Source organism: Eubacterium album (assembly GCF_025336545.1).
Classification (GTDB): domain Bacteria; phylum Bacillota; class Clostridia; order Lachnospirales; family Lachnospiraceae; genus Eubacterium_U; species Eubacterium_U album.
Genome location: NZ_JAODBU010000004.1, coordinates 137945 through 161921, shown reverse-complemented (window position 1 = coordinate 161921; position 23977 = coordinate 137945). Strand labels below are relative to the sequence as shown.

Genomic DNA, 23977 nt, shown 5'->3' with positions numbered 1-23977 from the left:
CTTCATCCTATGTCTATTAGTATGTGTCTATCACTGAAAAAAAGAAAGCTCGTCGATTAGGACGAACTTCTGTGTTTTATGGGAGTATTTGCTTTGACTGCTTCACAAGTGTATCTATGACTTCATAAATTCTGTTTCTATCTTCAGGAGCAAGTTTTTCAAGCTTCTCATTCAGCATTGAGTTCTTGACTGTATATCCCGTTTCCAGAACATCTGTAAGAACCATATCCGATGATACACCTAAAGCATTTACTATCTTTATGAAAGTTTCGAGTGACGGAATTTTCTCTCCACGCTCAACCATACCAATATAATTTGTTGTCAAATCTGTTTTCTCAGCCAAATCTTCTTGGCGTAATTTCCTCGCAAGTCGGAACTTCCTTATATTCTTGCCGATTGTATCGAGCTTCATCACATCACCTCCTCAGAATGTGCCAATTCTTACGAATCAAAGAATTATCCTGACAAGTCCTAAGACCAGCTTCAAAGCTATTTGCTTTTTTTCTTAATAATTCTACAGAAGGGTTCTTGTTTCTTTCAAAAGCCATAAATGGGAATCACATGTCATATATTACTTTTTTAGAATATTACAAAGAATACTTAGCTTCTATCGGTATATATAATCACACTCCACATGATGGACGTCATACATGTTCAACCCTTCTTGCAGAAGCCAAAATTTCCTTACTTGAAAGACAAAAAATTCTTGGCCATGCAAGCAATAATATAACAAATGATGTCCATGTACATCTGGATATTAAACTGTTAATTGAGGATATTAATATGATTTGATTTTGTATATTACGCGTATGATTTTAGGTTTTTTTATAGCCTTTAAAAAATATAGCCCCTATAAATAAAGCATTTAAGGGGTTTCTATTTTTTCTAAAATCATCCTGCGGACACCTCTGCGAAGCAGAAGCAACGACCGAGCCGGCAGGCGAGACATCGAACCCGCGCGGGTTCGATACACGTCGTGGGAACAAAACAACAAAAGAGGTATCCATTGGATACCTCTAAAAAATAAAAGCGCGAGACGGGGATCGAACCCGCGACCCCCTCCTTGGCAAGGAGGTGCTCCACCACTGAGCCACTCGCGCGCATTAAATGCAAGAATTACTATACTATAAGACTCAGCTGTTGTCAACTATTTTTTAATTTTCTCAACTTTTTCGACTTTTTTATTCTTATCTCGTCATTTCACTTATCTGTGCAAACAAATCCAAATCTTCCTGTTTTATCTTTACATTTGTAGTTAAATCCTGTCCGTCAGGGTAAGTAATTTTAACTTCAATTATAGTGTCAGGTGTTATTCCTTTTGCATTTGCTGCATTCAAAAACGGTACTAATCTTGGGTGATTATTTGAAAACTTCTGCCAAGCTCCTTTTATTTTAAACAATGCTGCCGGATTCATATTCTACCTCCTATTTTACTATTCCTATTTTTACTATTGCTATTGTTCTTAATCATTATTTTAACTATTTAAATTAGTTTCATATTCTATTTTACAAAAAATTTATAAAACTATCTATGTAATAATCACATTCTTTTAATATTTCTTTTTCATCTTCCTTTGAGCGTTCCTCATATACTGCTGCTGTCTTAAAGCCGCCTTTTTTTGCTCCAAGAATTCCTGCAAGTATATCTTCATACACAACCGTATCGCATGGATTTGTGCCAAGCCTTCTGGCCGCCTCCAAATACACATCAGGATGGGATTTGCCTTTGTTCACTTCCTTTACCATTACAACTGCATCTATGAATTTATTTAAGCCTGTACGTTCTAATGTCTTTTCAAATAAAACTTTATCTGATGAAGTGGCAATGGCTATCTTTACGCCCTGATTGTGCAATTTTTCAACGTATTCATACGCTCCCTGTTTGCAAATTACATCATAAGCATATTTATCTTTTGCCATTTCAAACCATTCATTTACAATGTCGTCTATATCTTCACTTAACCCAAATCGGTCTATTGTGTATCTTGCCGTGCGATGTGCATCCATATGTGCTATTGCTTTTGTATAATCGTCAGGCACTTCAAATCCCCTTTTACCTAAGAAATCTAAATCTACCTGATTCCATACCCACATTGAGTCAAATAAAGTTCCATCCAGGTCAAATATAGCGCCCTGCATGTCTAATCTGAATTTTTCTTTGTTCATAAATCTCCTAATCTGTCATTTTCTGAAGTTCATCTAATAAATTACCAAACAACTCTAGAGCAGTTTCAATTGGTTTAGCACTTGTCATATCAACGCCCGCTATCTTTAACAACTCAATTGGGTCCTGTGAGCTTCCACCTTTAAGGAATTTCATATAATCCTCAACAGCCGGCTTGCCTTCCTCTATTATACGCTTTGATAGAGCAATTGCTGCAGATAATCCTGTTGCATACTGATATACGTAAAATGGATTGTAAAAATGCGGAATTCTGGCCCATTCAAGTTCTATTTCTTTGTCTATTACAATGTCATCTCCAAAATATTTTTTATTAAGATTGTAATATATTTCACAAAGTCTGTCTGCTGTTACACCCTCACCATTTTGTACCATGCTATGGGCAATTTTTTCAAATTCAGCAAACATTGTCTGTCTATATAATGTTCCCTTAAACTGTTCAAGAAAATGGTTTATCAAATAAGCTTTTTCTTCTTCATCTTCAGTAATTTTAAGCAAATGCTGTATAAGAAGTGATTCGTTACATGTTGATGCAACTTCTGCCACGAAAATCTTATAGCCGGCATTTACATACGGCTGATTTGCGTCTGAATAATAAGAATGTATAGCATGTCCCATTTCATGTGCCAAAGTAAATACATGATCTAATGTTCCATGATAATTCATAAGAACATATGGATGTATTCCGTAAGCACCCCATGAATAAGCTCCACTTCTTTTGCCTTCATTTTCATACACGTCAATCCATCTGTTGTCAAATCCTTCTTCTAATACTTTAATATATTCCTCTCCCATAGGAGCCAGGCCTTCTAACACGATATCCTTTGCTGCCTCAAATGAATATTTAGTATCCGGTGCCTTAGCAATCGGAGTATACAAATCATACATATGAAGTTCAGAAACATCCAAAATCTTTTTTCTAAGAGATACATACTTATGCATCTTATCCATATTTTTGTGAACTGTTTCTATTAAATTATCATACACACTTTCAGGAATATTGCTTCCATACAGATACATTTCTCTTGCTGATGAAAAGTTTCTAACCTGTGCATAAAAATTTGCCTGATCCAAATTTGCTGCAAATGTAGCAGCCAATGTATTTCTCATCTTACCATAAGTTTCATATACACCTTCAAATGCTGCTTTTCTCACTTCTCTGTCCGTGCTTTCCAACAATGGCACAAAATTTCCGTGGGTAATTTCTATCTCTTCCCCTTCCTCCGTTGTAATTGAAGGGAATTTAATATCAGCTCCATTGTACATTGAAAAAATATTTTCCGCTGCATTTGCCATCTGTCTGCTTTTTGCAAGGATTGTCTCTGTCTTTTTATCAAGAGTATGATTTTTACCTCTTAAAATTTCACTAATGTATCTCTTATAAGTTTCAAGTTCAGGATTTTCATTAAAAAATATATTTATTTTTTCTGTTGTTATTTCTAATATTTCAGGTTCAGCAAATGCACTTGCACCACTTATCTCCACCATTAATTTCTGTGCTCTGGCAGCAAATTCCTGATACATGCTGTTTGCCATATCCTGATGATATCTCATATTTGCATAAACATATAAACGCTCCATTAGCAAATTTGTTTCATCATTGAATTTAAGATATTCAAGAAGACTGTCTGCACTTTCTCCTAGTGTGCCTTCAAAATCTTCATACTGAAAAATCATTCTCTGGAGTCTTCCAAATTCCTCCTCCCAGAAATCATCACTTTCAAACATATCTTCAAGACACCATGTATCTTCTACTTTTTGCTCTATTCTCTTCATATTCTGTTCCTCCTAAAATATGTATTGCCTCTTCTTTAAGTCGGCAGCTAATCATCAGAAACCTTTATAAAAATAAACTTTGTTCATTGTGTTTTCTTCTACAAATATCCTAATGTACGCAATACAAAAACAATTAATGTTATTGTAAATGCTGACATCATAGTAGTTATTACTACCATACTGCTTGTAAGAGTTCCATCACACTTCATATTTTTTGCCATTATGTAACAACTTGGCGTTGTTGGTGAACCTAACATTATTACTAACGCCATTAACTTAGCATCTCTGTAACCAAGCCACACTGCAACAGGTAAAAATACAGCAGCCATAATTACAAGTTTTATGGCTGAACCTGTAACTGCCGGTCCCATTTTCTTTAATGCATTTGAAAATTCAAATGAGCCGCCAATCGCAAGCAAAGCTAAAGGTGTTGCCATTTTTGCTATATTCCCAATAGTATTATCTATCATAAGTGGGAAATCTACTCTGAAAATTGAAAGTAGCAATCCTACTACAATACCTATAATAATTGGATTTGTAGCAATACCTTTTATTGTATTTTTGACAGGTGAGCCTTCAATTTCTTCTCTTCTTGGGCTTTCTATTGTAAGCACTATTACAGAATATATGTTATAAAGCGGAACTGCCCCAATAATCATAAGCGGAACCATTCCTGTGTCACCATACATATTTAATACAAATGCCGTTCCAAGCACTGCCGCACTTCCCCTAAATGAACCCTGCACGAATTCCGGAACAAGACTTTTATCTTTTAGGAATGCTTTTGCAAGCGTCCATGTTGCGAAAAAACATAGTGATGTCACTATCATGCAATACAAAATATATTTGCCATCAAATTCCTGTCTAAAATCTGTATTCATTAAATCCTGTATCAAAAGGCATGGCAATGTAACTTTAAAATTTATTTTATTTGCGACCTTTATAAATTCAGGTGTTATCCAGCCAATTTTTTTCAAAACATATCCTACTACAATTACCAAAAATACAGGAACTGTAGCGTTGAGGCTGTATATCAAATTACTCATTATTTTGTCTCCTTAGTAATCATTTAAGCATTTATGATGAATGGCTGTTATCGTAAGATGTATAGTTGCCTTTGATTTACCTATCATCATATTATCAATCTTATTTATGATAAAAATATGAAATCACTTGCGAAGCATCGCTATTTCTTCCTTGTATGGAGGATATGAGTTCTTACTGTCATTTTCATCTTTAATATATGGAGTTTCCAAAATTTTAGGAACCCTCTCAAATTCAGGCAAATGAACTATTTTGTGCAATGTTTCAAAGCCAATACAACCTTTGCCGATATTTTCATGTCTGTCTTTACCTGCTCCAAGTTCATTTTTGCTGTCATTTATATGAAATACCGCAATCTGGTCTGTTCCGATTATCTTGTCAAATTTTTCTAAAGTCGCACTTAAATCATTTACCAAATCATATCCACTGTCATTTACATGGCATGTATCAAAGCACACTCTTAATTTATCATTGTATTTTACACCATCATAAATTCTTGCAAGTTCTTCGAAATTTCTTCCGATTTCGCTGCCCTTTCCTGCCATTGTTTCAAGTGCAATATTTATCTTAGTATCACTCGTAAGTACTTCATTTAAACCTTCGATAATTTTGTTAATTCCTGCGTCTACTCCTGCTCCAACGTGAGAACCCGGATGAAGCACCATGCTTTTTGCCCTCATCGCCTGTGCTCTTTCAATCTCTTTTGCGAGAAACTCTACAGCTAATTCATAAGTTTCAGGTTTAACTGTATTTGCCAGATTAATAATATACGGTGCGTGAATTACCACTTCATCTATTCCATGTTCATCCATATATTCCCAGGCTTTATCAATATTTAATTCACTTATTTCTTTTCTTCTTGTATTTTGCGGAGCACCTGTGTAAGCCATAAACACATTTGCACCATATGAAGCTGCTTCCTTTGCAGAACCAAGCATCATTTCTTTACCATTCATTCCAACATAGGATCCAATACGTATCATTTTACTTTCCTCTCATTTTTAATCAGTCCATTTGATATTTTACTACAAACATTCATACTTGACCACATCTGTAATATATTTAATCTCCATTACTTCCAATATTTTATCTCTAAAATTCTCCAAAATGTGATACAATAGTTTTATTGGAAACAGTTGTTGGGAGGATTTTTATGGGTTTAACAATTGAAAAAACTGTCCGTTCTGACCATATGGATGTACTAAAAAATATTGTATCCATTTGTTGTCAGAATGATTCTAAAAAATATTCCTTTTTTTACGAGGAGGATGACTCTTATTTATTTGGGCATCCGGGATTTTTTTATTTTACAGATGATAGCAATAATATACTTGGATTTATTTGTCTTTCCGGAATAGATCGACAAAACTTTGACGTATGTGGTTTTGTTCTGCCTGCCTATCGTAACAACGGAATTTTTTCTCAATTATTAACTGCTGTTAAAGAAGAATATAAAAATATCAATCTTTCATTTCCGCTTCCTGCTCATTGCAAAAATGCAGCTGAAGTTTTGAGAAAAAATAATTTCAGATACTCAGATACAGAATGTAAAATGTCTTTAAATTTGAAAAATTTAATCATTTATCCTTCTGAATTTGACATAGATATAACAGAATCAGGTAAAGGTGCGCAACAATGTGCATTTTTTAAAGACGACTTTTTTGTCGGTTCATGCTCAATAACTTTAATAAATGATTCCTATTGTATTTTAAGTGAAGTTGAAATTATAAAAAAATATCGCGGACTTGGACTTGGTGCACACTTAATTAACTGTCTGTTAGGTTATTTAGACGAAATAAATATTGACAAAATAATTCTTCACGTTACTAAAAGTAATATACCTGCATTTCGCCTTTATCAGTCGATGGGATTTGTTGTCGATTCAAGTCTTGATTACTATTGTCTTAATTTATAATAAAATAAGAAAGCAAGCTTAGTTTTCCCCATTTTTTGAGGAATAAAAAGAGCTTCGTATTTGTATCACTTTCAATTTTCAGATTTTACATCTGTTTTAAACTGATACATACGAAACTCTTTTTATTATTTTTCTGTATTTTTCTAATTATATTCCGCTGATTCTAAAGCATGCATATGATTAAATGGGAAATAAACGCACATTGCTTTTGCAATTATTTTCTCTTTCTTTACATAAGTGTTATTCCAGTATCTTGCATCATTTGAAATATTTCTATTATCTCCCATTAAGAAATAACTTCCCTCCGGCACATTGTATTCGTTCTTTCCATCAGGAAGATTACTTGTATCATTTCCTACTGTCCATTCCTCAGGCAAATAATCTTCTTCTAATGGTTCTTCTGAATCATTTATGTAAATTTTTCCTTCTTTAATTACAACCTTATCACCAGGCAAACCAATTACTCTCTTTACAAATAACTGACTTTCATCATCCGGGAATTTAAAAATTACAATATCTCCTCTCTTTATGTCACCTGTTTTGTATGCCAATCTGTTACCAAGCATTCTATCTTTAGTCATAATTGTTGTTTCCATTGAGCCACTTGGTACATTCGCATTAATTATTACGAAATTATTTACTAAAAATGCAATTACAACTGCTGCAATAAATATTCTAATCCAACTGAAAATTTCTTTTTTCAAATCAAAAGGTTCTAATTCTTCTAATTTTCTTTTTATCTTTTTCTTTTCTTTCTTAGTTAAATTAGGATCATTCAATTGCTCCTGATACTTTTCCCTCTCTAACTCTTTCTTCTTCAGTTCTTCTGCCTTCTTAGCCTCTTTCTCAGTCATATTTTCATTTATATTTTCACTCATGTCATTTCCTTTCCGAAGAAAAAAGTTATTTTCTCTTCCCCTAAATTCTTATTCATTATATCCACAAAAACAATGATGTGCAAGACTTCCTCCTTTAACTCTTTGTAAACTTGTATTAAGTTTTTGTGAATATCCCTATCTCTTCTTAATATTTATGAATTTTTTGCATAAATATAGGGCTGCAAATTCAGCCCCATGTTTTTTCTTTTATTCCATTTCTTTATTGTTAGATATAAATTCTCTTTTTTCCACAATGTACGCTCCGGCAATTATTATAACCATACTTAAAATAAAATAATAAATAATTGAAAAATTCAAATCAAAATCTATTCCCTTTTCATTTATAAATTTATTAACGTTTTGTATATGACTGCTATGTATCGGGAAAATTAAATTTGCTATAACATTGCTTTTTAACATAAACAAATTTATTCCTTCTATAATATCATCCTTAATTTGTTTTCCAAGCATTAGATACATTGCCATTTGTAGTAGTGCAATTCCCTCAACTACAATAAATCCAATTTCACTACTTGAAATAATCGCAACTACATTTATCGCTAACGTGGAAAAAAACAAATATAACGAATGTATTAAAATATAATAAATTATTAACAATAACACTCCTTCGTCTATCGTAACTTTAATAAACAAACTTGTAACACTTATTCCAACCAAATTAAATACAATTAAATATAGCACTGTATTAATATACAGTTTCCCACTTTCCTCTAAAAACCACTTTATTCTATTAATATTTCTTGAGAAAAAATAAACACTCGCACTGCAAAAATGTTTATATATATATGTTGCAAATATAACCTGAAATATAAGTAGTGGCATATATTGATAAGACAAAAAAACTACATACTGTGGATAATATTCAACTCCTGCAAATGCAGAATGCAATATTATCTGTGCTACTGATGTATTGTTATATGAAAAAATACCTGTACCCAAACTAAATATTCCTATAATTATTGCTAATAATATTGTACTCCTAATTTTCATTCTATATCTTCCTTTAATTGTATTGATATCTTGCCAATAGCCGTTCCTTATATTGTTTCATTTTATCAATACCTTTTTGCTTCATTATAAAAAATTCATTTTGCGAAACATCACTATAAAATGCTACATTTGCTTCTGAACTGGTAGACTGACACGGTTTATTCTCTATTTGTTCATAACAAAATGTTGGTTTTATTATTCCTTCTTCTTTCGGTATATAAATGGAAGAATTTTTTAATTTTTTATCTAAGAAAACCAAATATCTATTTCCTTTCTTCATTTCATTTATGAAATTCATATTAGCCTCTGGTTTATCTCCTTTGCCTTCTATGTCATCCATAAATGTTGAAGAAACACTCTGTATCTCAATTTCATCACCTTTTTGTATATTTTCACCTTTAAACACTTTTTCAACTTTAACTTTTTGTACAGCTCCCTTATACACAAATCTTGATTTTTCTTCACATTTTACTGCAAGAATTATATTATTCTGCTCTAAATTTTCATCAAATGCTTCTATACCTATATCTACTAATTTATTTGATAAAATGCCCACTGTAAAATTATTTAACGGCTCTTTTTCTGCATTTAAATCTATGTATTTATGTTTCGAACATAATCCAATATTAAGTAGTACACATGTAACTATCATATAGATTCCAAAAATATATCTTTTTTTCATTCTATTTTTCTTCACTTTCCTTTACTCTTCCATCACGAATTAAAAAAACTTTATCTGCCAATAATTTAATATCTTCTTTATTATGGCTTGCAATTAATACCATAGCTCCCCTTTGCTTCTCCTCAGAAATTATTTTTCTAATTCTCTCAATGCCTTCCTCGTCCAATGCATTTGTCGGTTCGTCCAACATTAGAATATCCGGCTCTTCCATAATTGCCTGTGCAATTACTATTCTTTGTTTCATTCCTAATGAATATTTTCTAAAAGGTCTTTTATCATCCGGGTCTAGTCCTACTCTGACTATAGTTTCTCTTATTTTGTTATCATCTATTTTTCTTTTTAATCCTGATAATAACTTCAAATTATCAAATCCGGCTAATTCCGGATATAATCCTGCATTTTCTATCGTAATACCTATATTTTCCAACACTCTCATATCTTTATGTAATTCCCTATCATCAAGAAATATTTTACCCGAAGAAACCCCCATCAATCCTGATAATGCTCTAAATAGCATTGTTTTCCCAGAACCATTTCTCCCTACAAAACCATATATTTTACCATTTTCCAATTCAAGATTTACGCTATCTAATATTTTTCTATTTCCTATATTCTTTGATATATTATCAACTCTTAATTTCATATTTTTCCTTTCCCAAATCACAATCTTTATATACTATTCTTTCTTATTTTTATCTCAGTAATCATAATTGATATTGCCAACAACACTAACAAAAAAATAATATACACAAGGTAATTCTTTTTTGTTGAAACTTCAAACATTCTTAATATGAATGCATAATACGTAGCGAACTTAAGATGAACTACTTTTTCAAATATTGAGATGATATAAAACAACAAATAAATAGGGAAATAAGTCATTATTTTAAATTTAAATATTGGCAGCATAGTAATTGTAAAATTGAATGTTGCCAATATGGCAGATACCATTCCAAATAGCAGACTCATTATAACAGCATAAATTATACGATTATTTAAATAAATATTTGCCAAAAAATACTTTCCATCCTGCTCTATTGTCTGAAAATATTCAAATCCTGAAGGATCCCCTAGTGATTGCGTACTAAAGCATACTGCGCTTAGCATAATTTCAATAAGAAAAGGAATTGTAAACAGAATTAATGTAACAAGGAATACTGAAATAACTTTTCCATACAAATAATTTCTTATTCCTATTCTTGAACGCATATACAAATCTATTCCATTATTTAAATCACATATATAAGCACCCGCAGTAGGTATAACGATCAACAAAGGATAATATTGCATAAAGAAATATCCAACCGGACTCCAATCTGATAAAGTTAATGTTTTAGTAATATCAAACATTTCTGTTACATAAACCGCATCAATATTTCTATTCATATTCTGTAAAAAGTTCACGGAAATTACAAACAATAATGCTAATGCTACAAAAACACTACTTTTACTTCTAAATATATGAGACATCTGAATTTTAATTGAACTAATCAACATAATTTTTCCTTTCAAAAAGAGTTAGCACATTTATTATTTCTAAAAACCCTTTTTCATCATCACAAACTAATACATTAATTTTCATTTTTTATCCTTTTAAGCAAATTCTTAAAACTATAATATCATATTTAATTTCGGATAACTTTTTTTTGCGTAACTTGTATGTTTTTTTGCGTAACTTGTATGTTTCCAGACATTTTGACTCGATTTTCTAGTTTTATGACAATTAAAAAGTCTGAAATAAAGCACCAATTTAATGCTAAATTTCAGACTTTTTTTATTATAAATTCGTATATCCCATAAGACTTTCATCAACAGCCTTTGCTGCTTCACGACCTTCATGAATTGCCCATACAACTAATGACTGGCCTCTATGCATATCTCCTGCAGTAAATACTTTTTCAACATTTGTCTGATAACTTTCAGGTGCTGTCTTAACATTTGTTCTTTCATTTACAGCAACACCAAATGCCTTTGTTACGTAATCCTGACTACCGAGAAATCCTGCTGCTATTAACACGAGCTGAGCCTTTACTTCATATTCACTTCTCGGTATTTCTACCATGTTAAATCTTCCCGTCTTTTCATCTTTCTTTGACTCTAATTTAACTAAAACAACTTTTTCAAGATTTCCATTTTTGTCTTTCTTGAATTCTTTAACTGTTGTCTGGTAAACTCTTGGGTCATGTCCAAATACAGCAATTGCTTCTTCCTGACCATAGTCTGTCTTGCAGACTTTTGGCCATTCAGGCCATGGGTTATTTGCTGCTCTTTCATCCGGTGCTTTTGGCATCATCTCTAACTGTAATACGCTTTTTGCTCCGTGACGGATACATGTTCCTACACAATCATTTCCTGTATCGCCGCCACCAATAACAATTACATCTTTACCTTTTGCTGAAACGAAAGTTCCTTCTTTAAGTCCGTTATCAAGCAAACTCTTTGTTGTTGATTTTAAGAAATCTACTGCAAAATAAATTCCATTTGCATCTCTTCCCGTAGCCTTAATATCTCTTGGATTTGTAGCTCCGCACGCAAGAATTACTCTGTCATATTCTTTCAATATCTTGTCTGCCTTTATATCTTTTCCAATATCTTTGCCTGTTACAAATTCAACGCCCTCTTCTTTCATAATATTGATTTTTCTATCAATAATATGCTTTTCAAGTTTCATATTTGGAATTCCATACATAAGTAATCCACCAACTCTGTCTGCACGTTCAAATACTGTAACATTATGTCCGCGTTTATTAAGCTGGTCAGCTGCTGCAAGTCCTGAAGGACCTGAGCCGATAACTGCAACCTTTTTTCCTGTTCTCATTGATGGAGCCTTTGCTGCCGCAAATCCTTTTGCATATGCATTTTCAATAATTGTATTTTCATTTGCTCTACATGAAACCGGATTTCCATTTAATCCACATGTACATGCCTTTTCACATAAAGCAGGGCATACTCTCGATGTAAATTCAGGGAAATTGTTTGTCTTGTGTAAACGATTATAAGCCTGTTCCATATTTCCATGATATAAAAGGTCATTCCACTCAGGTATAAGGTTATTTAGAGGACAACCTGATGCCATGCCTGCTAACATTTTACCTGACTGACAAAATGGAACTCCGCAATCCATACATCTTGCAGCCTGGCATCTTTGTTTTTCAAATGATAATGGTTCATGAAATTCATTAAAGTTTTTTATTCTTTCTTTTGGTGAATAAGCCGGTGCATCTTCACGTTCATATTCTAAAAATCCTGTTGGTTTTCCCATTTTTCTTTCTCCTCTTCATTTAAATTTCTTCCATACATGCAGTTCGATTCCGCAGCCTTTGCTGCTTCATCTCACTCGCTTTGCTATCCTACCTCTAACCGATAGGACAAGCAGTTCGATTCCGCAGCCTTTGCTGCTTCATCTCACTCGCTTTGCTATCCTACCTCTAACCGATAGGACAAGCAGTTCGATTCCGCAGCCTCCGCTGCTTCATCTCACTCGCTTTGCTATCCTACCTCTAACCGATAGGACAAGCAGTTCGATTCCGCAGCCTCCGCTGCTTCATCTCACTCGCTTTGCTACGCAAATAATAAATAATTACTTCCTTCGGCAGTACGTAAACGTCCTGCCGGCGTAGTAATTATTTATTGCTTGTCCTATCTTGTTGCCGCATAAAATGCTTCGATTTGTGCCTGTTCCGGATTTAATCCTTTTTCTTCCATTTTTGCAATGGCATTTAATATCTTCTTATAATCGTAAGGAATGATTTTCTTGAATTTTGGAAGATATTCTTCAAAGTTTTCAAGTATTTCTTTTCCTCGTACTGAGTTTGTATATTTAACATGTTCTTCAAGCGTTTTCTTTAATTCCTGAACATCATATTTATTTGACAACTCTTCTGTAGATACTAACTCTTTATTTGTTTTCATATATAAATCGTTGTTTTCATCAAGTACATAAGCAACACCGCCACTCATACCTGCTGCGAAGTTCTTACCTACTTTACCGATAATTACTACACGTCCGCCTGTCATGTATTCACATCCGTGTTCTCCAACACCTTCTACAACTGCTGTAGCGCCTGAGTTTCTTACACAGAAACGTTCTCCGGCAACGCCGTTTATATATGCACTTCCACTTGTCGCACCATATAAAGCAACATTTCCGATAATGATGTTTTCATCCTGCTTAAACTTAGATTCTTTAGGTGGTTTAACAACAATCTTTCCACCCGATAAACCTTTACCAAGATAATCGTTACTATCACCTGTAAGCTCTATAGTTAATCCCTTAGGAATAAATGCACCAAAGCTCTGTCCACCGGCACCGTTACATTTTACAACATACATATCGTCATCTAATGTATCGTTATATTTCTTTGTAATTTCTGAGCCAAATATTGTACCAAATGATCTGTCTAAGTTATTTACATCAACTTCAACACTTGCTGCCTTTTTACCATCTAAAGCCTTGCCCAATTTTTTCAATAATACAGTTACGTCTTTTGTCTGGTCTAACTTAAAGTCATATACATTTTTCTTGTTGTACTGAACTCTTTCATTTGCAAAATCAGCATTGATTATCTTATCAAGATTTACTTCAGGTGCATGACCTGCTGTAACATTTTCTTTTACCTTTAATAAATCAGCTCTGCCAACTAATTCATCTACTGTTCTAACGCCAAGTTTTGCCATGTATTCTCTTAATTCCTGAGCTATAAACTTCATAAAGTTTACAACATATTCAGGTTTTCCTTTGAATCTCTTTCTAAGTTCAGGATTCTGTGTTGCCACACCAACAGGACATGTATCAAGGTTGCATACTCTCATCATTACGCATCCCATTGTTACTAATGGGGCTGTCGCAAATCCGTATTCTTCTGCACCAAGCATTGCAGCAATTGCTACATCACGTCCACTCATTAACTTACCATCTGTTTCAACAATAACTTTATTTCTTAGACCATTTGCAATCAATGTCTGATGTGCTTCTGCTAATCCAAGTTCCCAAGGAAGACCTGCATTGTAAATTGAATTTCCCGGAGCTGCACCTGTACCACCATCAAATCCTGAAATAAGAATTACCTGCGCTCCTGCTTTTGCAACACCTGCTGCTACAGTGCCAACACCTGCTTCCGAAACTAATTTAACTGAAATTCTTGAATCTCTGTTTGCATTTTTCAAATCATAAATCAACTGTGCCAAATCCTCAATTGAATAAATATCATGATGAGGTGGTGGTGAAATTAAGCTTACACCCGGTGTTGAATATCTTGTTTTTGCAATCCAAGGATAAACTTTCTTTCCAGGCAAGTGTCCACCTTCACCAGGTTTAGCACCCTGTGCCATTTTAATCTGAATTTCTTCTGCACTTACAAGATATCTTGATGTAACACCAAAACGTCCTGAAGCGACCTGCTTAATCTTTGAACATTTGTTAAGTCCGTCTTTTCCAACAACTAAACGTTCAGGAGCTTCTCCACCTTCACCTGAATTTGATTTTCCACCAATCATATTCATTGCAATTGCCATTGTTTCATGTGCTTCCTGAGAAATTGAACCATATGACATTGCTCCTGTCTTAAATCTCTTAACAATTGAATCAACACTTTCTACTTCATCAATTGGGATTCCACCATTTTCAGGATATTTAAAGTCAATTAATCCTCTTAAATGTACCGGACTCATTTCCTCGTCAATCATATGTGTATATTGTTTAAATAAGTCATAATTTCCGGTCCATGTTGCCATTTGAAGAGTATGAATTGTCTGTGGATTATATTTATGCTCTTCTTTTCCACTTCTTAACTTATGGGAACCTGAGCTTTCAAGCGTAAGGTCAACATCAAGTCCTAATGGGTCAAATGCGTTTGAGTGAAGTTCTTCAACATTTTCCTCAATGTCATGCATTGTGATACCTTCTACCCTGCTTACAGTTCCTGTAAAATATTTATCAATTACTTCACTACTAATTCCGATTGCTTCAAAAATCTGTGATCCCTGATATGACTGAATTGTTGAAATACCCATCTTAGATGCTATCTTAACTATTCCATGAAGTATCGCATCGTTATAATCATCAATTGCTGCGTATGGGTCTTTATCAATCATATTTTCATCAACCATCTGTTTGATTGTATCATGTGCTAAATAAGGATTAATTGCACTTGCGCCATATCCAAGTAATGTTGCAAAATGATGTACGTCTCTTGGTTCACCACTTTCAAGAATAAGTGAAAGAGTTGTTCTTTTCTTTGTCTTTACAAGATGCTGATGTACTGCTGATACAGCTAAAAGTGCCGGTATCTGTACATGATATTCATCTACACCTCTGTCTGAAAGTATTATGATATTTGCTCCATCTTTGTGTGCTTTATCTACATCTACGAATACCTGTTCAATAGCTTTCTCTAATGCAATTCCTTTGTAATATATGATTGGCACCTTTGCAGCCTTAAATCCATCTACATTCATATTTTCAATCTTAAGTAAATCTGTACTTGTAAGAATTGGATTATGAATTTTTAATACCTTACAGTTTTCAGGTTTTTCTTCTAAGATATTTCCGTCTTTACCTATATAAACAGAAGTTGATGTAACTATTTCTTCTCTAATTGCATCAATAGGTGGATTTGTTACCTGAGCAAATAGCTGTTTAAAGTAATTGTATAATGGATTCTTTGCTTCACTAAGTACTGCTATTGGTGTATCTTTACCCATTGCACTAATTCCTTCTGCTCCGTTATTTGCCATTGGAATTATCTTCTTTAAATCTTCATAAGTGTATCCAAAGTTTTTCTGTAATCTCTGTCTTTCTTCCTTTGTATATGATTCAACTTTTTTATTTGGAATCTTTATATCTTTCAAATATACAAGATTGTTATTTAACCATTCACCATATGGTTTTCTTGTTGCATATTCTTCTTTTAATTCATCATCATCAATTAATTTTCCATTTACAGTATCTACAAGAAGCATACGTCCCGGACGAAGTCTATCTTTTACTACTATTTTTGCAGGGTCAATTTCAAGGACACCTACTTCTGATGAAAGAATCAACTGGTCATCATCTGTAATATAATATCTTGATGGTCTTAGTCCGTTTCTATCAAGGATTGCTCCCATGTAATCTCCATCTGAGAAAAGAATAGATGCCGGTCCATCCCATGGTTCCATCATTGTTGCATAATACTGATAGAAGTCTTTTTTGCTCTGTGAAATTGTGTTGTTATTTTCCCATGGTTCAGGAATACACATCATTACTGCAAGAGGCAAATCTACTCCATTCATTACTAAGAATTCTAATGTATTATCAAGCATTGCTGAGTCAGAACCATTTGTATCTACTACAGGCATAACTTTCTGAATAGAATTTTTCATATATTCACTATCCATTGATTCTTCTCTTGCAAGCATGTTATCTGCATTTCCACGAATTGTATTTATTTCTCCATTATGAACAATAAATCTATTTGGATGAGCTCTCTTCCAACTTGGATTTGTGTTAGTTGAGAATCTTGAATGAACCATTGCTATAGCTGATTCAAAATCTTTACTCTGTAAATCATCAAAAAACATTCTAAGTTCTCCAACTAAGAACATACCTTTGTATACTATTGTTCTACTTGACATTGAAACTGTATATGTTCCAACACTGCTGTGTGAAAATACTCTTCTTACAATGTATAATTTTCTATCAAAAGGTAATCCTTTTTCTACATCTTCAGGTTTCTTTATGAAGCACTGCATAATGTATGGCATGCATTCAACTGCCTTAGTTCCTAAAATTTCAGGATGTGTTGGTACTTCTCTCCATCCTAAGAATTCAAGTTCTTCTTTCTCAACTATTATTTCAAGCATTTTCATTTCACGCTTACGGACAAGTTCGTCCTGAGACATAAAGAACATTCCAACTCCGTATTCTCTTTCATTTCCAATGTCAAATCCTAAATTCTTTGTAGCTTTCTTAAAGAACTTATGTGAAATCTGTAACAAAATACCAACTCCGTCACCAGTCTTTCCTTCTGCGTCCTTACCTGCTCTATGCTCAAGATTTTCTACTATCTTTAAAGCATTTTCTACTGTTTCATGAGATTTGATACCTTTAATGTTTACAACTGCACCAATACCACAGTTATCATGTTCAAATCTTTCATCGTATAAGCCATCTTTTTTTGCTTTCTCAAATAATTCGTTTTGATTCATCGTATCCCTCCTGATAGTTAGAATATAAAAAAGGTACAAAGGACTGCCTCAGTTGCATAGCAACACTGAAGTACGCCTTTGTACCTTTATGCTTACTTTTTTATTTACTTAATTTTATAAACTATTTTTATGACAAAATCAAGTAAAATTAAGTAAAAAATACATATTTTTTTATTTTTTTTACTTTCTCTATTTTAAGTATGTGTCTTAACTTAGTTTGTCTTAACTAATTTAACCATTTGGTTTACTTTAGAAAGCCTTTTATAAAAAAATTCTTCCATGCAAAAATGCTTTTCTTTATGCACGGAAGAATTTTTATTTATTAACTATTAAGGAAATCCTTAATCTTCTTACTTCTAACAGGATTTCTTAACTTTCTTAATGCCTTAGCTTCAATCTGTCTGATACGCTCTCTTGTAACATTGAATTCCTTTCCAACTTCTTCAAGAGTTCTTGGATGTCCGTCTCTTAAGCCAAATCTTAAGATAATAACTTCCTTTTCACGTTCTTTCAAATCTTCAAGTAATACATCAATGTGTTCTCTAAGCATAACTGATTCAATGTTAGCTTCCGGAGTAACTGTATTGTTGTCTGCAACAAAATCTCCTAAGTTAGAATCATCTTCTTCACCGATAGGTGTTTCTAATGATGCAGGCTCTCTTGCTATCTGCATTATCTCTAAAACTTTTTCTTCTGTTATATCTAATGCATTGGCTAATTCCTGAGTTGATGGCTCGTAACCTAACTCTAAAGTTAATTTACGCTGCATCTTTGACATTCTGTTAATTGTCTCAACCATATGAACAGGTACACGGATTGTTCTTGCGTGGTCTGCAAGTGCTCTTGTTACAGACTGTCTAATCCACCATGTAGCATATGTACTCAGCTTATATCCTTTTTCGTAATCAAATTTTTCAACACCTTTTATGAGTCCTAAATTGCCCTCCTGTACTAAATCAAGGAAACTCATACCTCTTCCTGTGTATCTCTTAGCAATACTAACAACAAGACGTAAATTAGCTTCTATTAATTTGTCTTTAGCAACAGGATCGCCTTCTGATTTACGTTTGGCAAGTTCAAGTTCTTCTTCTGCAGTTAACAATGGAACTGTACCTATTTCTTTTAAGTACATTCTAACAGGGTCTTCTGTTCCGACACCTTCAAGTAAACCAACATTATCTAATTCAACAATTTCTTCTTCATCTTCAAAATCGTCATCTGTAGGTTCTAAATCAATAGGGCCTTCTGCTGCAAGTGTCAAATCTGCTTCTGTTGGTTCTGCATCAGATGCAGTTTCTTCTGCATTATCCACCTCTTCATTATCAGTATCATCTACCGCTTCCACATCAGTTTTCACACTTGTCTTCTTTGTTAATTTCTTTGTTTCTGACTTTCCGTCTGAATCACCTGTTTTAATTGTCAATCCATTTTCAATTATATACTCGGCAATAGCATCTTTACGTTCGCCTGTAAGTGGCATCCCCTGAAACATGTTATCAACATCAGCAGTTGTAACCACTCCACCATTCTTCTTGCCAAGTTCTACTAATTCTGTCAGTTTTTCTGTAAAGTCTTTCTTCTTCACTACAGCAATCCCTTTCTTTGAATTTGAATAACTCCGACTAATCATGAACTCATAAATATATAAAAACTCTCTTCGTCGAGATAGACCTATCCACATTAAGTGTTGGTTATTCAACTTACAATTATACGCATATGTTTAAAATCCGTCAACATTATTTTTAAATATTTTGTAAAAAAATACGCAAATTTGTATCAATGAGTAGATATTGCATAATTACTGTCTACTTATTATGAATATTTGGTAGGATTATTGGAATGCGTAGCACGAAACAATCCGTAAACATCAAAGTTGGTGTTTTTGATTCCAACATATTTTATTCTGAAATAATTTCTCCTCCGCAAAGCACATATCCATCCTGATATACAACTAAAGATTGTCCCGGGGTCACTGCTCTTTGAGGTTTGTCAAATTCACAATACAATTTTTCATCTTCCATCCACACAGTACAGTCTGCCCCTTCATGGTTATATCTTATTTTCGCAAACGCTCTTTGTTTTCCACTAATACTTTCCTTTGCCATCATATTAACATTGTGCGCAACTACTATCTTTTTAAACAGGGATTCATTGTCGCATACCAAAATCTGATTCTTATTGGCATTGATTTCACAAACATACATATTTTTATTTTGCAATTTCAAACCTTTTCGCTGTCCGACTGTATAAAAAATAATTCCTTTATGTTTTCCAACAACTTCTCCATCCATTGTCACAATATCTCCCGGTATTGCCCTTTTTCCTGTTTCTTTGTATATAAAATTTGCATATTTTCCATCGGGAATAAAGCACATATCCTGACTGTCTTTTTTATGTGCAACAGGAATTCCTACTCTTTCAGCAATCTTTCGCACTTCATCTTTTTCATAGCTGCCAAGAGGCATAATTGTATGTTCTAACTGTTCCTGAGTCAGTAAATGTAATGCATATGTCTGGTCTTTTTTTGCCGTTTTTGAATTTTTAATCGCGTACCTTCCATTTTCTAATTTTTCTATCTTTGCATAATGACCTGTTGCAATATAATCCGCTCCTAAATTTCCTGCCTTTTCCCTTAAAGCCTGCCATTTTACATATCTGTTGCATACCACACAAGGATTAGGTGTCTTTCCGTCATTATAAGTTTTAACAAAATATTCTATAACATTTTTATGAAATTCTTCATTAAAATTAAGCACATAATGAGGAATACCCAAATACGCCGCCACTTTCCTTGCGTCTTCCACTTCTGCTATTCCTGTTTTTCCACTTTCAGGAATATCTTTCTGCCACACCTGCATTGTAACGCCAATTACATTGTAACCCTGTTTCTTTAATAAATATGCCGTAACCGATGAGTCAACTCCCCCTGATAACCCTACTACAACTGTTTTATTTTTCATTTTTGACCTCTTAAATATTTCTTATTTTTATAGACATCATGTTGTCTTTTTTCTTATCCTCTATTATAATATTTTTGTAAATAACTTCAAGTAAAGGAAATGCCATTATACCATATGTAATGACTAATATTATACATGAATATTAAAATAGATAAACGTAGTCAGCGCACAAGGGAAGCTTTGAAGAAAACGCTTGCGCAAATGATGATAAAACAGAATATTAATGATATTACAATTAAAAATCTTGTTGTTCTTGCAAATATAAACCGTTCAACTTTTTATCTGCATTATACGGATATATTTGACCTATTACAAGAAATGGAAAACGACATTATTTCCCAGATTCAGAAGGTACTTGATTCCTATCCTTCATTATCGAGAGCTCAAAGTTACAGTTTTGTAACTGACCTGATTTCTGTTTTTGAAGCAAACAGAGATTCATTAAAAGCTTTAATGGGATATCACGGCGATGCATTTTTTATACAACGTATGGAAGACGTAATCGAAAGTAAGGTAAGAAAACAGATTAATCTTATATATTGTTTTAACAAATCAATTGCCCCTGAATATGTTTATTCGTTTTTAAGAAGCGGTTGTATTGGAATGCTTAAAACATGGATTTTTTCTGATTGCGTTACACCACCTGAAGAAATGGCTGTATTTGTATACAACACAGTCCATGATATTATCACAAGACTCATAGAAGATTCTTCTAAGTAATATATGAAAAATTTTTGATAAACATAAAAAATGAACACAAATTCGTTATCACTAAACGTAACTTATTTGTGTTCATCTTTTTTATCTTTTTATCGCAATCAGTTCTTCATCATCTTCTCTGTTGGTATCAGAAAATTCACTTATAAAACCATAAATATAATTTTCTGAAATACACTGAGGCCTAATTAATTTTCCCTTCAAATCATAATTTATTTTTCACCCCGTATATCCCCACAATCAACTAAAATAATTTAATTTACATCATCAGCCGGTACAATTGGTGACCATCCATCATCCTGTCCCGGATATTCTTCTGAGTCGCCACTTACCTGTTCATCTGCTGTATTTTCGTTATTACCTTCGTTATCAGCTGCATTGCCATCTTCTATCATGTCTACTGAATCCCAATAATTCGTTTCGCCTTCAGCTGATTCGTTATCCATTGAATTGTTGTCATCTGCCTCATCTGTCTGATAATTAGCTGTTGTCACTTCCATCTTATTCTCAGCATCTTTTCCGGTGCCTGAAGGATGTAACACAACAATCAAAACTACTGCTAAAATAACTGCCACAATTCCTACTATAATTATACTTTTTTTCTTTGACATAAATACCACCCCTTAGTACAGATAGTTTAATTTAAACATCATCCATACCATATGTCAATATTATTATTCATTTTCAATTTTATCTACATACTGAGACTTGTAATATAAGTAAAGTCCCTTATATTCCTCACTATGTTTGTCCATCATATGTCCATGCATATCATCTAAATGCAATTCTTTATTTACCCTCTTAGTAATATGCAAAGCTATATTTTCACAGTGGCTGGCAATTCTCTCAAAATTAGTAAGTAAATCTAATAAAGTAATACCTGCTTCTATGCTACATTGTCCGTTTTCCAATCTTGAAATATGATTGTCTTTTATCATATTTTTTAATCTTGAAATTATCTTAACCATTGGCTCTACTCTGATAACTGATATTTCATCATCTTCTTTAAATGCCTGGAATGTTGTATTAATAATAGATTCTATTGCATCTACTAAGACCTCAACTTCTTTTAACCCCTTATCAGAAAAATGAGCTTTTCTTTCATTCATTTCTTCCATAAGGAATGAAATATTTATACAGTGATCACCTATTCTTTCCAAATCTCCAACTGAATTTAATAATTCAGATACGACTCTTTTTCCATCTCCAGGAAGCTGTTTTGCATCTATCTTTAAAATGTATGAACTTAAAACGCTTTCACATTTATCAATAAAGTCTTCATTTTTTCTTGCTTCATCTAATAACTTAATATCAAAATGTTTAATGAGCTCGCATGCAATCTTATAGTTATTTGATATTGCATCCGTCATTGCCCACATAACTTCTTTACTCTGCTTTAAAGCTACTGTAGGTGTTTTTAATAACATTGGATCAAGTGTTCCAAGTTCTTTATCCATAAGAGACTCTTCTTCATTTCCAACAATCTTTCCTGTCAAATCACCTACTTTATCTGCAAATGGAAGTAAAACTAAACTTGTAACAAGGTTAAATCCTACATGGATAATAGCAATCTTACTTCTGTTTACAGTTTCTCCAAATATTGCTAAACCAAATGCTTCTTTACATACACAGAATATAACCATAAATGAAAATGCACCTATAATATTAAACAATAAATAGCTAAGAGAAACTCTTTTTGCTTTTTTATTTGCACCGATTCCACCTAAAATAATAGCAACACATTTACCAATGTTCTGACCGATAATAATAGGAATTGCAGTTCCATATGTTACTACTCCTGTAGCGGAAAGTGCCTGTAAAATACCTACTGAAGCAGATGAGCTCTGAATAATTGCCGTAAGTACCATACCTATTAAAAATGCAAGTAATGGATTACTTATTGTTCCAAACATATGCTCAATAGCTGCCGTAATCTGTGCATTACCGCTAAACACAGATTCCATTGTTGTCATACCTGTAAAAAGTATGCCAAGACCAACTAAAATTCCCGCTGTATCTTTTAATTTCTTTTTCTTAGAGAAAAGAATAATAAAAGCACCTACAACCAATAACACGCATGCTAAATATTTAGGCTTAACTAATTTTAAAATTAAAAGATTATCACCAACATCTCCTAAACTTAAAATAATAGCTGTCGCTGTACTACCAACATTGGCACCAAATACTACCGGAATAGCCTGTCCTAATTTCATAATTCCGGCATTTACAAATCCGATAAGCATAAGTGTAGTTGCCGCTGAACTTTGAATAATGGCAGTTACCCCTGTTCCAAGGCCCCAACCTTTAAGCTGTCCTGTTCTTTTGCTCTTTCCTGTTGTCAGCTTTTCCAAAATCTTTTCAAGACTTCCACCTGCTAACTTTTCAAGAGATGAACCCATAAGACTCATTCCATACAAAAACAGTCCTACGCCACCAAGTAACTCTAATACTAAAAGTACATAGTCCATAATTACTTTCTCCTTGCACACTATGTATTGCCCCCTCCCTTTGGTCGGTGGCTAATCGTCGGAAACACTTATATATAATGAACTTTGTCCATTTTGTTTCCTATGGAAAATAGATATTTTACTTCATTTTTTCTTATTTTTTCCTTGATTTTTACAT

19 protein-coding genes, 1 tRNA gene and 1 pseudogene are annotated in these 23977 nt (G+C 33.3%); 3 read left to right on the top strand and 18 right to left on the bottom strand.

What is annotated here, in order from left to right; genetic code table 11:
• Positions 1–76 precede the first annotated feature (76 nt).
• Positions 77–412: a helix-turn-helix domain-containing protein gene (locus N5B56_RS05290; protein ID WP_002594686.1), complete on the bottom strand. Its 336-nt coding sequence runs from the start codon at positions 410–412 to the stop codon at positions 77–79.
• Positions 413–519: 107 nt separating this feature from the next.
• On the opposite strand from N5B56_RS05290, the pseudogene N5B56_RS13510 reads away from it, so the two are divergent.
• Positions 520–792: pseudogene (locus tag N5B56_RS13510) on the top strand (tyrosine-type recombinase/integrase); the annotation flags it as partial.
• Positions 793–1028: 236 nt separating this feature from the next.
• Here the strand turns inward: N5B56_RS13510 and N5B56_RS05285 are convergent.
• The 6 genes from N5B56_RS05285 to N5B56_RS05260 all read right to left on the bottom strand — a co-directional run bounded on the left by N5B56_RS05285 (position 1029) and on the right by N5B56_RS05260 (position 5985).
• Positions 1029–1100, bottom strand: a tRNA-Gly gene (locus N5B56_RS05285).
• An 87-nt stretch (positions 1101–1187) separates the two neighbouring features.
• Positions 1188–1415 (bottom strand): hypothetical protein, encoded by a 228-nt coding sequence (locus N5B56_RS05280; protein WP_022087998.1) that lies wholly within the window; start codon positions 1413–1415, stop codon positions 1188–1190.
• A 91-nt stretch (positions 1416–1506) separates the two neighbouring features.
• A complete protein-coding gene (locus N5B56_RS05275) occupies positions 1507–2166 on the bottom strand; it encodes an HAD family hydrolase (RefSeq protein ID WP_243003043.1) in 660 nt (219 codons plus the stop codon).
• 7 nt (positions 2167–2173) lie between these two features.
• Positions 2174–3958 (bottom strand): oligoendopeptidase F, encoded by a 1785-nt coding sequence (gene pepF / locus N5B56_RS05270; protein ID WP_147586229.1) that lies wholly within the window; start codon positions 3956–3958, stop codon positions 2174–2176.
• Between the two features lie 98 nt (positions 3959–4056).
• The gene (locus tag N5B56_RS05265) at positions 4057–5004 is read right to left on the bottom strand and encodes an AEC family transporter (protein WP_117909997.1); all 948 of its coding nucleotides are present in this window, start codon (positions 5002–5004) and stop codon (positions 4057–4059) included.
• A 123-nt stretch (positions 5005–5127) separates the two neighbouring features.
• Positions 5128–5985: a deoxyribonuclease IV gene (locus N5B56_RS05260; protein ID WP_260978512.1), complete on the bottom strand. Its 858-nt coding sequence runs from the start codon at positions 5983–5985 to the stop codon at positions 5128–5130.
• Positions 5986–6155: 170 nt separating this feature from the next.
• Here N5B56_RS05260 and N5B56_RS05255 point away from each other — a divergent pair, with 170 nt between their 5' ends.
• On the top strand, positions 6156–6917 hold the full coding sequence (locus N5B56_RS05255; RefSeq protein ID WP_260978511.1) for a GNAT family N-acetyltransferase: 762 nt from the start codon (positions 6156–6158) through the stop codon (positions 6915–6917).
• A 143-nt stretch (positions 6918–7060) separates the two neighbouring features.
• Here the strand turns inward: N5B56_RS05255 and lepB are convergent, their stop codons facing one another.
• The 9 genes from lepB to mnmA form a co-directional block, all read right to left on the bottom strand.
• Positions 7061–7795 (bottom strand): signal peptidase I, encoded by a 735-nt coding sequence (lepB, locus tag N5B56_RS05250; RefSeq protein WP_313958657.1) that lies wholly within the window; start codon positions 7793–7795, stop codon positions 7061–7063.
• Between the two features lie 207 nt (positions 7796–8002).
• Positions 8003–8806 (bottom strand): hypothetical protein, encoded by an 804-nt coding sequence (locus tag N5B56_RS05245; protein WP_260978510.1) that lies wholly within the window; start codon positions 8804–8806, stop codon positions 8003–8005.
• 13 nt (positions 8807–8819) lie between these two features.
• The gene (locus tag N5B56_RS05240) at positions 8820–9488 is read right to left on the bottom strand and encodes a hypothetical protein (protein WP_260978509.1); all 669 of its coding nucleotides are present in this window, start codon (positions 9486–9488) and stop codon (positions 8820–8822) included.
• Between the two features lies 1 nt (position 9489).
• The gene (locus N5B56_RS05235; RefSeq protein WP_260978508.1) at positions 9490–10131 is read right to left on the bottom strand and encodes an ABC transporter ATP-binding protein; all 642 of its coding nucleotides are present in this window, start codon (positions 10129–10131) and stop codon (positions 9490–9492) included.
• A 26-nt stretch (positions 10132–10157) separates the two neighbouring features.
• Entirely contained in the window at positions 10158–10985 is an 828-nt protein-coding gene (locus N5B56_RS05230) for a hypothetical protein (RefSeq protein ID WP_260978507.1), read from the bottom strand.
• A gap of 280 nt (positions 10986–11265) precedes the next feature.
• A complete protein-coding gene (locus tag N5B56_RS05225; protein WP_260978506.1) occupies positions 11266–12750 on the bottom strand; it encodes a glutamate synthase subunit beta in 1485 nt (494 codons plus the stop codon).
• A gap of 377 nt (positions 12751–13127) precedes the next feature.
• A complete protein-coding gene (gene gltB / locus N5B56_RS05220; RefSeq protein WP_260978505.1) occupies positions 13128–17675 on the bottom strand; it encodes a glutamate synthase large subunit in 4548 nt (1515 codons plus the stop codon).
• A gap of 322 nt (positions 17676–17997) precedes the next feature.
• Entirely contained in the window at positions 17998–19260 is a 1263-nt protein-coding gene (rpoD, locus tag N5B56_RS05215) for an RNA polymerase sigma factor RpoD (RefSeq protein ID WP_243003041.1), read from the bottom strand.
• A gap of 313 nt (positions 19261–19573) precedes the next feature.
• The gene (gene mnmA / locus N5B56_RS05210; protein WP_260978504.1) at positions 19574–20635 is read right to left on the bottom strand and encodes a tRNA 2-thiouridine(34) synthase MnmA; all 1062 of its coding nucleotides are present in this window, start codon (positions 20633–20635) and stop codon (positions 19574–19576) included.
• 180 nt (positions 20636–20815) lie between these two features.
• Between mnmA and N5B56_RS05205 the strand changes: the two genes are divergently transcribed.
• Entirely contained in the window at positions 20816–21355 is a 540-nt protein-coding gene (locus tag N5B56_RS05205) for a TetR/AcrR family transcriptional regulator (protein ID WP_260978503.1), read from the top strand.
• 251 nt (positions 21356–21606) lie between these two features.
• On the opposite strand, the gene N5B56_RS05200 is transcribed toward N5B56_RS05205, so the two are convergent.
• Both N5B56_RS05200 and N5B56_RS05195 read right to left on the bottom strand, forming a co-directional pair.
• Entirely contained in the window at positions 21607–21963 is a 357-nt protein-coding gene (locus tag N5B56_RS05200; protein WP_147586238.1) for a hypothetical protein, read from the bottom strand.
• A 63-nt stretch (positions 21964–22026) separates the two neighbouring features.
• Entirely contained in the window at positions 22027–23820 is a 1794-nt protein-coding gene (locus tag N5B56_RS05195) for a Na/Pi cotransporter family protein (protein ID WP_118565214.1), read from the bottom strand.
• Positions 23821–23977 lie beyond the last annotated feature (157 nt).